This window comes from Pseudomonas sp. AC112 (assembly GCF_979253545.1).
Window position 1 is genome coordinate 1,090,218 of record NZ_CEEDCM010000001.1, and the last position, 13,728, is coordinate 1,103,945.

Here is a 13,728-nt window from a genome sequence, read left to right on the forward strand (position 1 = left end):
TCACTTTTATTTACAAATATTTTGTTTATTGCGCCTGGATGCAAAACCCCATCCGTGGGAAATGCACATGCACGGTGCCAGCACGTTCATCGCTACGGCGCAGGATCAGCTCCTCGCGCCCCACAAACAGCAGTTCGCCCGCCACAGGGTCGGTCCCGTAATCAGTGGCTGAAATCGTCACCTGCTGGCCGGCCTTGAAGCCGTTCAAGTCCTCCAACAGTTCCTCGGGCAAGGCGGCAGGTGTGGCATTGCGAGCAACTTCCAACGCTTGCTCGGCGCTCATCTCGCTGGCCGTGCCATGGCCAAAGCCCAGGACCCGGTCCAGCCACGCGGCGACAGCCGGGTACGCGTCCACCAGCGGCGCCGTCACCGACGAACCTTTGAGGAACCATAACGGGTGGGCCAGGGCAAAGTCGGCAATCGACGGCTCGCCGAACAGGAAATCCCCGGCCTGGTGCTGCAATTGTTGGTCGATACGGCTGACAATCGCCGGCCACTGATGCTTGGCCACCTCCAATTGCACCCGGGTCGCGGTGCCACCGCTGAACAACTTGGCACGGTCGGCCACCAGCACCTGGAGCATGTGCGGCGGGACTTTGGCGAACTTGACCGCCAGGGATTCGGGCTGGAACACCAGCGCCACGGCATGGGAAAACACCACTGAATCAGCCCACGCCGCGAAGCCCTGGGTAATCAACTCCAGGCCTTGGGGGAACAGCGCCGGCGCAGACTTTTCTTGCTCCAGGCGCCGGGCGATCAATGCAGTGTCGCAATAGATATCCGCACCGACTTGCAGCACCGGCGTCTTGCGATAGCCACCGGTCAAGGCGGTCAGGTCGGGCTTGGGCATCACCGGTGAAATAAACACCGAGCGCCAGGACAAGCCTTTGAAGCCCAGCAGCAGGCGGGCTTTTTCAGCGAAAGGGGATTGCGGGTAGTGGTGCAGGATCAACTCAGACATGCCAGGCTCCGCTCAATGGATGAGCCGCTAGCTTAGCCTGCGATACGGCGGTTGGGTGCGATGGGAACCCATCAGTCAAATCAATGAGCCACTTGCCGCCAGGCATTCCTTGGCGCTCTTCCTGAGCTTCTTGATCAGCCGTTCCTGGCGCAGCGCCTCGCCTTTGCTCGCGCATTGCTCGGTGTACACCAGCGCCACTGCGGGGCTGGAGAGGAAGAACCGCGCGCCCTTGCCGCTCTGGTGCGAGGCAAAGCGGCGCACCGGGTCATTGCTGATGCCACAGTACAACGAGCCGTTGGCGGCACGCACCAGGTAGACAAACCAGGGTTTGGGTTCAGGAAGATCAGTCACGGGCAGTGTCGGCAAACCAGAGGAGCGCCAAGCTTATCAACGACCGGCCTGGAATGCCTTCAGACCTTTCAAGGCCTGGGCACGCACGGCGTTTTTCAGGGCCGGCGACCAGCCCAGCAACAGCCCCTTGAGGCCCAGCGCCTGACGCGACCAGCGCCACAGGTCGAAGTGATCGTGATGCTCGCAGATCTTGCCGTCGCGAAACACAAAGCGCGCACCAATGTCATTGACCACGGTATTGCCGGTGGCGCTGAACAGGTACGTCGCCACCCAATGCGCACTGCCGGTGGTGTCATCGCTGCGCACATGGTCGAAGGTCAGCGAAAAGTCCTTGGCCCGAGTGGTGAGCATGCGCCACATGTCACCGGCATCGCGGCCGCGCAGTTCGCCAAAGGCCGGGTCGCTGAACACCACATCATCGGTGTAGCAGGCGGCCATGGCCTCGGCGTCCAGGCGTTGGAAGGCTTCGTAGAAGCGGGTGATCAACAGGTTATGGGCATCACTCATGGGCAGGCTCCGCGGTTATCGCTGTAGGGGTGCACGATAAGCTGCGAAGGCTGGGAACACCATGGTCATTCACCGCATAAATGGAGCATGGCGTGGTTAGAGGTAGACGACATCCAGCGTGGCATCGACGCGTTTATGGGTAATGGCCCACGTTTCTTCGTGATCGACCGCGCCACGACCGGACAATAGAAAAAACTCAGTCACAAGGACAACGAATATTTCATCAGACGGGACGCATTAAATATCGAACTTGACGCAAAAAAAACGGCTATTGCGCAAGTTCGACCAAGTGTTGGGGAGAGGGCATACATGCCACCGACTTATGCTGCCGGGTACATGAATTAAATTTAACGTGCGGCACACTCAAATCCAATACAAGTATTACGAGTCGCGCACCTGCTACTGCAATAAAACTGTAACTTAACCAGATTTAGATTTCGCTAGGGCACCATTCCACTTTCACGCGCATAAGTGAACAAGTCCACATCGGTAGAAATGCACAACCTCTGCATCGCCGTACTCTTTTGCTTGCTGATGGTTGAGATGCTGCGGTTGACCCGCGCGGCAATCTGGCTGACGGTCATACCGCTGGCGAGCATGCGCACCACTTCGTGTTCTTTACCGGACAGCCGTGCCGGCTGCGTTGGCTGCGCATGGCAGGCTTCATCCAGTTGCACGCGCAGGCATTCGCTGACAAAGGTGCGGCCCTCGCTCACGGCCTTGAGTGCCAGCGGCAGCTCTCGCGCTGACGCGCTTTTGGCCACGACGGCCTGCGCCCCATGGGCAAACGCCGAACGCAGGGTCGAGACGTTGGCAAACATGGTCACCAGTACCACCGGTAACGTCGGGTATTGGCGGTGCAACAACCCCAGCAATCCATACCCATCGGCTTGCTGGTCGCCAGGCATGGCGAAGTCCGTGACAATGACATCGCAAGGTGTGCTGCCGACCAGGGTCAACAGTTGGTCCGGGCCATTGGCCTCCCCCACGACTTTGCACTTACCGCTCGCCTCGATCACCACTCTCTGACCGACTCGGACAATAGGGTGATCGTCAGCAATAATGATGCGAATCATCGGCGCTATCCAAGATAGAAGTGTGAGTCGGGCAAAATACCTCGGCGGTCTTTAAGCAACAACCGGTAATAATTAACCCCTTAAAGCGAGAGCCCCGTATTTTAGGACTTCAAGCAGTTCACCTACAGAATAAAAAGAATCAACTCTCAGAAAAGTACTACAACTTAGACGGATGATTTCCTTCAGCCATATCAGAAGCAATCATAGGAGCGCCAGTTCTTCCAAATACCGCTCGACCTCTTGGCAAAGCGCCTCCAGAGCCGCGCCGTTAAAGGCGACACCCGAGAGATTGACGCGGTCGGTCAACTGGATCGCACGGCGCTCCAACCCCGTCGCCCCCAGGAACGCGATGCTACCCACCAGGCGATGCAGGCGCTGTGTCGTGAGCGAAATGTCGCCACTGACTCGCGCCTGCTCCAGTGCCTCCAGGTCTTCCCGTGCTTCCTGCAACAGGCTCTCCAACAGGGGTTGCACCACGCCCCAAGAGCCGAAGGCAGCGATCAGTCCTGCTCGGGTCGGCCGTGTTTCCTGCAGACGCTCATGCACGGTTATTGGTCCTTTTCGTAGACGCTGCCGGGGGTCCGGCAGCCAGTACAACAACACTTCCTTGAGTTGTTCGAGCGTGATGGGTTTGATCAGCCAGCCGTCCATGCCACTGTCCAGGCAACGCTGGACTTCTTGCTGGCCGAGCCGGCCGGTCAGGGAAATGACAGGCACGCGGGGTCTGCCGGCCTCACGCTCGCGACGCCGCAGTTCACGGGCAAGGGTGTAGCCATCCATGAGCGGCATGCGGCAGTCAGTGATCACCAAATCAAACGTGCTGCCAGCCATTGCGTCCAGGGCAGCCTGCCCATCGCAGTGGACTTCATGGGCCACGCCCAATTTGTGCAGTAACCCGCCGATCAATAGCCGATAGACCCGGTGGTCATCCACTACCAGTACGTTGACGTGTTGCCAATGGCCTGGATATTTGCCCGGCAAAATAACCTCATGCAGAGCGACAAGCCCACCAGGTCCCTCATAGAGCAAGGAGTTGGTTGAAGTGTGCCAACGCAAGGCGCCAGCGTTTCTCGAACTTTTCGCGTACTAAAAGCCGCTCGACTCGTGGGGTTGAGTCAGAGCGATAGTTGGGTAAGAACGTATCCGAGTGGATCTTTTTCAGCGATACAACTACTACGAGATTTAAGTTTTTCCTACAAGCGGCCCGCCACTTTCCCACCCCTCCTCCCGCTCAGCAACCCAACCTCCCGCCTTTCGTATTTGTTGTATTCCTCCTTTCCCAGGGCTAGCGATACATTCCTCCCCACTTCAAAAAGACCCAAATAGAGGTCTTTTGCCACTGCCGGCAAATCGTGCCCCTAGCACGCCTTTATCCCAGGAACATTGATATGAAAGCCTCACTCACCGCCGCCCTGACAGCCTTGCTGATCGTCGGCGCCTCATCTAGCGCACTGGCCGCCCGTAGCGTCGACTTGCCCGTCAAGGGGCTGATAACACCCAACGCCTGCAACCTGACCCTGACCGAGGAGCAGCCGATCGACGGCTCATCCCCCCTGGAATTGCGCTACCTGTAACCCACCAGCCTCTCACAAGGATTTGTGCCCATGAATAGACCCACCCCCGTTGTTTTTGCCCTGCTGATGGCGGCCTGCACGCCGGCGGTCTTCGCCTCCAGCACTACCGACGTGAGCGTCACCGGGACCATCACCCCGAGTTCCTGCACGCCAACGCTTTCGGACGGTGGTGTGGTGGATCACGGCAAACTGACGGTCAGGGACCTGGATCGCGACCAACCCACCCGCCTGCCCGTCGGTGAGATGAACCTGGCCGTGCATTGCGAAGGCGCGACGTTCTTCACCCTGAGCACCGTCGACAACCGCGCGGGCAGCTCGGCGATCAACCCGGTGTTTCACGGGCTGGGCAAGGTCAACGAAGACCAGGACCTGGGCAGTGTGGCTTTCGGGGTGTTCGACCCGATCGCCGACAGCGCGCCGGTGACCGCCATCATGTCCCGCGATGGGGGTGGCAGTTGGGGGCCTTCTTCGTACCTGGGGCACGCCGCCTTGACCTCATTCGCCGCACCCGGCGACACCGGCACGCCCATTGCCATGCAGGACCTGAGCGCGCGCTTGCGCGCCTTCACCATCGTGGTTCCGGCCAGCGACCTGACGCTGCTCGATGAGGTGCCCATCGACGGGCACGCCACCTTGCAACTCAAGTATTGGTAAGTCGGCTTTTTCACTTTTCTTTCTACAGGAGTACCACCATGAGCCTCTCCATCAAGCCCCTCGTTGCCACCCTGCTGCTGGTAGGTGCCACCCAGGCGATCGCCGCCTCCAGCGTCGACCTCGCGGTCAAGGGCCTGATCACACCAAGTTCCTGCACCCCGACCCTGTCCAACGGTGGCGCGGTGGACTACGGCAAGCTCTCGGCCAAGGACCTTAACGCCGACAGCAAGACCCCCCTGCCCCAGCAAACCCTGCAACTGACGGTCACCTGTGACGCAGCCACGCTGATGGCCCTGGAAGGCAAGGACAACCGCGCAGGTTCGGACTACGCCAACGACTCAATGGAATACGGACTGGGGTTGATCAACGGCAATGAAAAGCTCGGTGGCATGAAACTGGGACTGCGCAACCCAGTGGCGGACGGTGTGGCTGCCAGAGTCATCGGGTCCGACAACAGCGGCAACACCTGGTACGTCGATTACATGTTCACGGACGACAACATTCTTTCAGTGGCCGACGCAAGCACAGTGGCGCCAATGCCGGTCCAAATGTTCAACGCCGACCTGCAGATCACCCCGTTCATTGCCCCGACAAACCAACTGACCCTGACCAACGAAGCCGCCATCGACGGCTCCGTGACCCTGACGGTCAAGTACTTGTAAGCCGACCGCGCGCGACAGCTCGCCGCTGTTGCGCGCATCGCGGCCATTGCCGTTGCCCATGAACACCCGTTCACGCCGCCTGGGGCACACCACTTTGCAACTCAAGTCTGGGTAAGCGCGCTTTCACCTTTTTTTCTACAGGAATGACGACATGTACCTCTCCCTCAAGCCCCTCGTTGCCAGCCTGCTGCTGGCAGGTGCTACCCAAGCCATCGCCGCCTCCAGCGTCGACCTCGCGGTCAAGGGCCTGATCACACCAAGTTCCTGCACCCCGACCCTGTCCAACGGTGGCGCGGTGGACTACGGCAAGCTCTCGGCCAAGGACCTTAACGCCGACAGCAAGACCCCCCTGCCCCAGCAAACCCTGCAACTGACGGTCACCTGCGATGCAGCGACCCTGATGGCCATAGAAAGCAAGGACAACCGCGAAGGCTCGAGCTACATCAACGGCGTGCAGTACTACGGCCTGGGGCTGATCAACGGCAGCGAGAAACTCGGCGTCATGGAGATGAAGCTAGCGCCCCCTGTCGCCGATGGCGTCGCAGCCAGATTCATTGCGTCCTACGACGGCGGTACCGCCTGGCACCTCGACCCCTATGTAGCGCGCGACAGCATCACGTCGGTAGCCGACATGACCACTGTCGCGCCAATACCTGTCCAGCTGCTCAGCGCCGACTTGCAGATTTCCCCAACCATTGCCCCGACCAACCAACTGACCTTGGACAACGAAGCCGCCATCGACGGCTCCGTGACCCTGACGGTCAGGTACCTGTAAGCCAATCGCGCACGACGGCCCCCGCCATTGCGCGCAACGCTGTCATCCCCGTTGCCCCTTAACCACGGTCACAAGACACAGCCATGAACACCTTTTCACGCCGCTTGGTGACACTCGCTTTCTGCCTGACTGCCGCGCCTGCCTTTGGCGCGTCCTCTGTCGACCTCACGGTCCAGGGCCTGATCACACCCAGTGCCTGCACACCGCTGCTTTCGGCAGACGGCATCGTCGATCATGGCCGGATCCCGGCGCGCAGTCTCAATCAGCATGAGTTCAGCGCCCTGCCCACCCAGACCCTGGACCTGAGTGTGAGCTGCAACGAGTCGGTGCTGTTTGTGCTGGTGGGTCTGGACAACCGCGCCAGTTCCTCCCTGGGCCCCGGGTTTTATTACGGCCTGGGGAACAACATCCATGAGCCCAACGAGCGCTTGGGCACCGTGTCCATGACGTTCCGTGACGTGGTGGCAGATGGCGAACGCGCACTGGTACTGGCATCCAGCAACCAGGGCCAGACCTGGTTCCCGGAATCCAACGCCTACCCGGACACCTACATGGGGTTCGCCAAGCCGGGCACGCTGACTCCCGAAGCCCACCGCCTGCTGACCGCCACCTTGCAGGTGAATACATCGATCAACGCGTCAGCATTCCTGACCCTCAAACAAGAGGTGCCGCTGGACGGTTCCATCGTGCTCGACCTGAGGTACCTGTAGCCATGTCACCTCTTCCCACCCCTCACTTTTCCCAACCGGTGAACCCCATGATTTCCCCGAACTACGCCCGGCGCCTGGGTGCCTGTCTTGTTCTGCTGTTCTGCGGCCCACTGCTGGCCGACGGCATGGTGCCGGACACCTCCGTGGTGATCGTCAACGAAGCCGACGGTGAAGCCTCAGTGTCGGTGACCAACACCGACGACAAGCTGGCCCTGCTGCACGTCACCCTGGAAGACATTCCCGAAGACCCGGAACCGCTGCTGTTTGTCACGCCGCCCCTGGCTCGGGTCGAACCGTCTAAGAGCCAACTGATCCGCTTCATCCTGCAATCGCCCAAGCCGCTGGAAACCCAGCGCCTCAAGCGGGTGATTTTCGAAGGCATGCCCCAGGGCCGTTCAACCACCGAGGCCGGGCATGCCCGCGTCGGCGTGACCGTGCGCCAGAACCTGCCGGTGATTGTGCATCCCAAGGGCCTGGCACCGAACCGCACGCCTTGGACCGGCTTGAGCTGGAGCCTGGACCAGACTCAGTTGACGGTGCACAACCCGACGCCGTACGTGGTGCGTCTGGCCCAGGAACTGCGGCTGTTGCCAGGCACCGGCTCGGCGCTGTTGCCGCGCACCTATGTACTGCCGGGGGAAACCCTGAGCGTAACGGCCAGTGCAGCCGGGGCCACCCGCGTGCAACTGCAACCGGCCACCGTCTACGGCTTTGCCGTGGCGCCTTACGAAGCACCGATCACGCTTTAGCGACCCTGCGTACCGCCCCGCAAGAGGGCGGCCGACATCCTTTGAGTACGACCTGTGAACACACTAATAACTGATCGTGGCGGCGAAGCCCTGCCCGACGTTTCATCCCGCCGTTCCCGCGCACTCCTGGCCGGCCTGGCACTGAGCTGCGCACTGCCGGCGGGCGAGATTCTCGCCGATGAGCCACTGCTGGCCGGCTCCTTCGACCCCCAGACCCTGTCCCAGCGCGGCATCGATCCGGAACTGGCGAACATGCTGTTGCAGGCGCCACGCTTCGGGGCCGGCCGGCATGCAGTCAACCTGATCGTCAACGGTCAGCGGCGCGGTCGCGTGGATGTGCTGTTCGACGGTCAGGGCACGCTGTGCTTCAACCGTGCCTTGCTCGACGCCGGCAACCTGGTGGTGCCTGGCGACACGGGTGATACGGATTGCACCGGGTTTCTCGACGCCCACCCGCGCACCGTGATCGAACAGGACCCAGCTAACCTGAGCCTGTCGCTGGTGGTGTCAACCGACGCCCTGCGCCCGGTGGAACAGGACATTTCCGGCTACCAGACCGGTGGCTTTGCCGGCCTGCTCAACTACGATTTGACCGGCCTCTACAACGAATACGGTGACGACACTTCGCGCTTCGGCTCGGCCAATACCGAAGTGGGTTTCAACGCCGGTGACTGGATCGTGCGCAGCCGCCAGGTACAGACCTGGCAAGACAGCCAATCGCGCACCACCCACCTGGATGCCTATGCCCAACGCACCTTCGCTGCCCAGCAGGCGGTGTTGCAGGCCGGGCAGATCAGCCTCTACAACCCGGTACTGGCAGGCACGCAGATCACCGGCGCGCAGGTGCTGACCGAAACCGCCTTGCAGGAGCAGAACCAGGGCGCAACCATCGATGGCATTGCCAACAGCCCGGCCCAGGTCGAGATCCGCCAGAACGGCACGCTGATCCATTCCACCGTGGTGCCGGCCGGGCCGTTTTCGCTGCGCGATGTGCGTCGCTTGAACAATCGCTCGGACGTGGAAGTCACGGTCAAGGAAACCACCGGCGAGGAACGGCGCTTTACTGTGCCGGCGGCGATGCTTGGCCTCGGGTTACCGGCCCCGGGCTATTCGGTGGCGGCGGGACGCGTGCGCAAGATCGGCGACAGCGACGGCGCCGAACCCTGGGTGGTCAGCGCCGGCTGGAACGGCGCGGTACACCCGCAAGCCAGCCTCGGCGCCGGGCTGTTGGTAGCGGATGCCTATCGCTCGGCGGGCTTGAGCCTGGGCTGGTTGCCCTGGCAGGACAGCCAGTTTCAATTCTCCGCGCAGGCAGCCCAAGCCAGTCGCACCGATACCGAACAGGGCGTACAGACTGACCTGTCGTGGTCCCAGCGCTTGAGCGAGCGCTGGGCTGTCAGCACCGCCCTGTCGTGGCGTTCCCTGGGCTACCGCGACCTGGATGAGTCGACCTATTCCACCTACACCCATGAACAGCAACGCTCGCGCTACCGCGACCAGCAAAGCGCCACGGCGTCCTGGTCGCACCCGTCATTGGGTGCGTTCAGCGCCGGCTTCTCGCGCTCGGCCTCCTATGCGGGTTTCAGCAGCAGCCGCGCGCTGGCGTCATGGGGCACCAGTTTCGGCAACGTCTCGCTGTCCGCCAGTGCCGAATGGCAGGTCGGTGGCCGGCAGCAGAGCGATGACAGCCTGTACCTCACCGTCAGCGTGCCCCTGGGCGAGAGCCGTCGTGGTCGGGCCTGGGCACGCAACACTGGCGGCGAACACCGCCTGGGCGTCGGCCTCAGCGAGCAACTCAACGACCAGTTGAGTTACCGCGTGGGCGTGGAGCGCGACAGCCGTGACCGCGAGGTGGAATCGTCCCTCGGTATGTCCGCCCTGCCGTATTACAGCCAGCTCGACTTCAACTACACCCGCTCCGACGGCGAACGCGCCAGCTATCAAGGCGGCGCGCGCGGTGGCGTGGTGGTGCATGGCGACGGCGTGACGTTCTCGCCTTACCCGGTACGGGACACTTTCGCGGTGATGTCCGTGGGCGAGATGGCCGGCGTCAAGGTCAACACCCCCAGCGGCCCGGTATGGACCGACTGGCAAGGCCAGGCGGTGGTGCCGCAGGTCAGCGCCTATGGCCGCAGCCCAGTGGAAGTGCAAACCCGTTCGCTGCCGCGCAATGCCGATATCAGCAATGGGCTGGCGGTGATTTCCGCTGGGCGCGGGGCCGTCGACAACGTGCAGTTTGGCGTGCATCTGACTCGTCGCGCCCTGCTGAACGTGACCACCGACGACGGCCAGCCCCTGCCCCGCGGCGCGGCGGTGAGCACCGCCGATGGCGAGTTCATCACCCTGGTGCAGGAAGGCAGCCAGGTGTTCCTGCCCGACGTGCTTGACACGCGCCCCCTGTGGGTCAAGGCCCCAGGCCAGGCGCGCTGCCGACTCGACTTTGCACTGCCGAAAAACAGTGACCCGGATGTGTATTTCGAGACCGCACCCGCCCGGTGCCGCCAACCATGAGGACTCTGACCATGGACCTGAAACCGGTCTTGTACGTCTTGGGCGTGTTGATCAGCCCCCACGCCCTGGCCGTCGAAGAATGCCAGCTCAATCTCAGCCAGACGCAGTTGGACTTCGGCTTGATGAACCGCGCCGTGGCCTTGGTGCCCGCGCCCGAGCGATTGTTGGGGGAGCGGCAGCTGAGCCTCACGCTGAACTGCCCGCAGCCTACCGACATGAGTGTGTTTTATCGCGGGCTGGGCGCGGGGCCTGGGCGGTTTCGCTTCACCGAACGCGGCAGTTACGCCTTGCAAGTGCGCGAAGCGTTGCTGGACGGCCAGGCAGTCGAGCTCGGTCTGATCGCAGGCCCTGGGCAGGCACCGTCCGCAATCGGTGATCCATTGGTCTGGCAGCCCGACCACGGTGTGGTGCCGATGCGCGGTGGCGTCGCGGTGACCGGGCGCAACCTGTCGCTGCAACTGGACGCCCGTGCCTGGGCCAGTGAAGACGCTGCGCGGGTACGCGACGCGGTCACGTGGGACACCGCTGGATTGTTCGATGCCCTCGGCGCCGGGCGTTCGCGGGAATTGCGCTGGCAGGCACGTTTTGCACCGGCGGCGTGTACGCCCACCCTGTCCAACGGCGGCCACGTGGAGCTGGGCAAATTGTCGGTCGACGACCTGTCCGTCGACAAGGACACCGTGCTGCCGCCACGGGCGTTGTCGCTCAGCGTCACCTGTGATGCACCGACCGCATTTGCCGTGCGCATGCAGGACAACCGTCAGGGCTCGTCCACCGGTACCGGCGATGAAACCACTTATGGCCTGGGCCTGGACGCCAGCCGCCAGAAAATCGGGCGCTACCGGCTGCTGTTCGACCCCGCGCGCATCACCGCCGACAGCTTCGCCCACGTCTTCAGCACCGACTCGACCACCGGCGGCCTGCCCTGGAGCAGCGCCGGCGCACGCATCACTGCAATAGGTGCCAATCGTTACCTGGGTTTCAGCAGCACATCCGGCAGTACCGGCGGGCCCAGCGCCATTCAAAACCTCAATGCCACGCTGAACCTGGAGGCGACTGTCGCCCCCCTGGGCTCCCTGGACCTGGGCAACGAGGTACGGCTCGACGGCTCGGGCACTCTCGAAATTCACTACTTGTAGGAACTCAAGCATGAAAGCAATACAGATCCCACTGGCCGCCTGCGTAGGGCTGGCCTGCGTGTTACAGGCCCAGGCTGCCTCGACCGTCGACCTGAGCGTCAGCGGCGTGATCACGCCCAGTGCCTGCACACCCAGCCTGTCCAATGGCGGTGTGTATGACTTGGGCAAGATTGCAGCCAAAGAACTGAACAGCGATCAACCCACACGGTTGCCCACCTCCAGCCTGCAATTGGCGATTACCTGTGAAGCCGTGACCCTGCTGGCCCTGGAACCCCGGGACAATCGCCTCGGCTCCAGCTACAGCACTTACCCTGACACATTCGGCCTCGGGCTGGCCGCCAACAACGCCAAGCTCGGCTACCTGCAATTAACGCTCGACACGGTGGTGGGTGACGGCGTTGACATGAAACCGATTGGCTCGACAAACCCTTCGTCCTGGACCCCATCTCGCATTCTATCGCCACGCTTCCTGACCGCGTTCAGCCTGAACGAGGAGCACATCCCTGCACCTTTACAGCAGCTGAACGCCAACCTGCAGATCGCACCCATCCTCGCCCCCGCCAACACCCTGCCGCTGACCGAAGAAGTGCCCTTCGAAGCTTCAGTGACCCTGAGCATCAAATACCTATAGGAGCTGAACCGTGAAAACGCTACTGATTCCCGTGGCCACCTTCGCCTGGCTAGCCAGTGTCGCCACCACCCACGCCGCGTCGACCGTCGAACTGACTGTCGGTGGCGTGATCACCCCCATGGCCTGCACACCGGTGTTCGCCGGCGGGGGGGTGGTCGACTTCGGCAAGATTTCCCAGCAAGACCTCAACCAGGCCACGGGCACGCGGCTGCCGCTCAAATCCCTGAACTTGACCGTCAGTTGCAACGCACCGGGCCGCTACGCGCTGCGCATGCGCGACAACCGCGACGGCACCGCCCACGTCAACAGCGAGATTTTCTACGGACTGGGCCTGGACGGCAGCGGCAACAAGATCGGTGTGTACTCGGTGAAATTCGACCCGAAACAGACCGTGGCCGAGAGCGGCGTACAAATCTACGGCATCGAATCCACCACCGGTGGCGTGGCCTGGCGGACCGCCAACAGCAACCCGATCGATATCGGTTCGCAAAGCCTGCTGGGGTTCACCGTGACCGAAGGCAGCACCGCCGGCCCTTCGCCGATCCAGGTGCTGAGCAGCACGCTGACCCTGGAAGCGGTGATCAACGCCAAGCAGAACCTCGACCTGAGTCACGACGTGCGGATGGACGGCTCAGCCACCCTGGAAGTTGTTTACCTGTAATCCCCCCCTTAACCCCTAGTTCCACTCATCACCTGTAGGAAGATCGTTGAAATGAAAGCATTTTTCCCTGGTTGTACTGCCGCTCTGTTGCTGGCAGTCGCCCCCATTGTGCAGGCGGCCAGCAGCACCGACCTCACGGTCAAAGGCATCATCACGCCCAGCGCTTGTAGCCCCTCGATGTCCAACGGCGGGTCGTTGGACTTCGGCAAGATTTCCTCCAGTGACCTACGCAATGACTGGCCCACCTACCTACCGCGACAAACGCTGCAAATGACGGTGACCTGCGAAGGCGCGACGATGATGGCCCTGGAGGCCAAAGACAACCGCGAAGGCACAGAGTACGGCGGTGATGACTTTTACAAGTTTGGACTCGGCCTGATCAATGGCACAGAGAAACTGGGCTACCTGAATATTAGCTCGATGAATCGCATCGCCGACGGGGTCGCTGTGGACGGCATTGTTTCCTGGGACGGCGGACTGACCTGGGGGCGGGAGGCCGAAATGGTGGATAACGGCCTTTACTCCCTCGCCCCCACAGGCACATTGACTCCGGTACCGGTAACGGTGTTCACCACTGACCTGTCTGTCCTGGCGGCAATCGCTCCGGCGCAAAACCTGACCTTGGACAACGAGGTGAGCATGGACGGCTCCGTAACCATCACCGTCAGATACTTGTAAGACGCAAAGGCGTGACGGCACTGGTGAAGCAGCCAAGCCCAGCGTCTGTACACCGACCTTGAGCGGCAACGATCAAGGCGGTGTATCCG

General features: G+C 62.0%; 16 protein-coding genes. 11 read left to right on the forward strand and 5 right to left on the reverse strand.

Going from position 1 to position 13,728, the window contains the following annotated elements:
- Positions 1–25: 25 nt before the first annotated feature.
- The 5 genes from AC0IYN_RS05155 to AC0IYN_RS05175 form a co-directional block, all read right to left on the reverse strand.
- On the reverse strand, positions 26–961 hold the full coding sequence (locus AC0IYN_RS05155) for a glutathione S-transferase family protein (protein WP_457239159.1): 936 nt from the start codon (positions 959–961) through the stop codon (positions 26–28).
- Between the two features lie 75 nt (positions 962–1,036).
- Positions 1,037–1,312 carry a GIY-YIG nuclease family protein gene (locus AC0IYN_RS05160; RefSeq protein WP_099494202.1) on the reverse strand — a complete coding sequence of 92 codons (276 nt, stop codon included), beginning with the start codon at positions 1,310–1,312 and terminating at the stop codon, positions 1,037–1,039.
- Between the two features lie 36 nt (positions 1,313–1,348).
- Positions 1,349–1,819, reverse strand: coding sequence for a nuclear transport factor 2 family protein (locus AC0IYN_RS05165; RefSeq protein WP_078047018.1), 471 nt, complete (start codon positions 1,817–1,819; stop codon positions 1,349–1,351).
- A gap of 440 nt (positions 1,820–2,259) precedes the next feature.
- The gene (locus AC0IYN_RS05170) at positions 2,260–2,895 is read right to left on the reverse strand and encodes a response regulator (protein ID WP_406597829.1); all 636 of its coding nucleotides are present in this window, start codon (positions 2,893–2,895) and stop codon (positions 2,260–2,262) included.
- Positions 2,896–3,096: 201 nt separating this feature from the next.
- On the reverse strand, positions 3,097–3,876 hold the full coding sequence (locus AC0IYN_RS05175) for a response regulator (RefSeq protein ID WP_406597828.1): 780 nt from the start codon (positions 3,874–3,876) through the stop codon (positions 3,097–3,099).
- Positions 3,877–4,283: 407 nt separating this feature from the next.
- Between AC0IYN_RS05175 and AC0IYN_RS05180 the strand changes: the two genes are divergently transcribed.
- The 11 genes from AC0IYN_RS05180 (at position 4,284) to AC0IYN_RS05230 (ending at position 13,639) form a co-directional block, all read left to right on the forward strand.
- A complete protein-coding gene (locus AC0IYN_RS05180; RefSeq protein WP_406597827.1) occupies positions 4,284–4,469 on the forward strand; it encodes a hypothetical protein in 186 nt (61 codons plus the stop codon).
- Positions 4,470–4,499: 30 nt separating this feature from the next.
- Positions 4,500–5,123, forward strand: a complete 624-nt coding sequence (locus AC0IYN_RS05185; RefSeq protein WP_457239158.1) for a DUF1120 domain-containing protein — start codon at positions 4,500–4,502, stop codon at positions 5,121–5,123.
- A gap of 38 nt (positions 5,124–5,161) precedes the next feature.
- Complete coding sequence (locus AC0IYN_RS05190; protein ID WP_457239157.1) at positions 5,162–5,785, forward strand: DUF1120 domain-containing protein; 624 nt, start codon at positions 5,162–5,164, stop codon at positions 5,783–5,785.
- Positions 5,786–5,936: 151 nt separating this feature from the next.
- On the forward strand, positions 5,937–6,560 hold the full coding sequence (locus AC0IYN_RS05195) for a DUF1120 domain-containing protein (RefSeq protein ID WP_406597824.1): 624 nt from the start codon (positions 5,937–5,939) through the stop codon (positions 6,558–6,560).
- Between the two features lie 83 nt (positions 6,561–6,643).
- Positions 6,644–7,270 carry a DUF1120 domain-containing protein gene (locus tag AC0IYN_RS05200; protein ID WP_406597823.1) on the forward strand — a complete coding sequence of 209 codons (627 nt, stop codon included), beginning with the start codon at positions 6,644–6,646 and terminating at the stop codon, positions 7,268–7,270.
- A 47-nt stretch (positions 7,271–7,317) separates the two neighbouring features.
- Positions 7,318–8,019 (forward strand): fimbria/pilus chaperone family protein, encoded by a 702-nt coding sequence (locus tag AC0IYN_RS05205; protein ID WP_406597822.1) that lies wholly within the window; start codon positions 7,318–7,320, stop codon positions 8,017–8,019.
- A gap of 54 nt (positions 8,020–8,073) precedes the next feature.
- The gene (locus AC0IYN_RS05210) at positions 8,074–10,530 is read left to right on the forward strand and encodes a fimbria/pilus outer membrane usher protein (protein WP_406597821.1); all 2,457 of its coding nucleotides are present in this window, start codon (positions 8,074–8,076) and stop codon (positions 10,528–10,530) included.
- Between the two features lie 11 nt (positions 10,531–10,541).
- On the forward strand, positions 10,542–11,669 hold the full coding sequence (locus tag AC0IYN_RS05215; RefSeq protein WP_457239155.1) for a DUF1120 domain-containing protein: 1,128 nt from the start codon (positions 10,542–10,544) through the stop codon (positions 11,667–11,669).
- 10 nt (positions 11,670–11,679) lie between these two features.
- Complete coding sequence (locus AC0IYN_RS05220) at positions 11,680–12,300, forward strand: DUF1120 domain-containing protein (RefSeq protein WP_406597819.1); 621 nt, start codon at positions 11,680–11,682, stop codon at positions 12,298–12,300.
- Positions 12,301–12,310: 10 nt separating this feature from the next.
- The gene (locus AC0IYN_RS05225) at positions 12,311–12,961 is read left to right on the forward strand and encodes a DUF1120 domain-containing protein (protein WP_406597818.1); all 651 of its coding nucleotides are present in this window, start codon (positions 12,311–12,313) and stop codon (positions 12,959–12,961) included.
- Between the two features lie 51 nt (positions 12,962–13,012).
- Positions 13,013–13,639: a DUF1120 domain-containing protein gene (locus AC0IYN_RS05230; RefSeq protein WP_406597817.1), complete on the forward strand. Its 627-nt coding sequence runs from the start codon at positions 13,013–13,015 to the stop codon at positions 13,637–13,639.
- Positions 13,640–13,728: the final 89 nt, after the last annotated feature.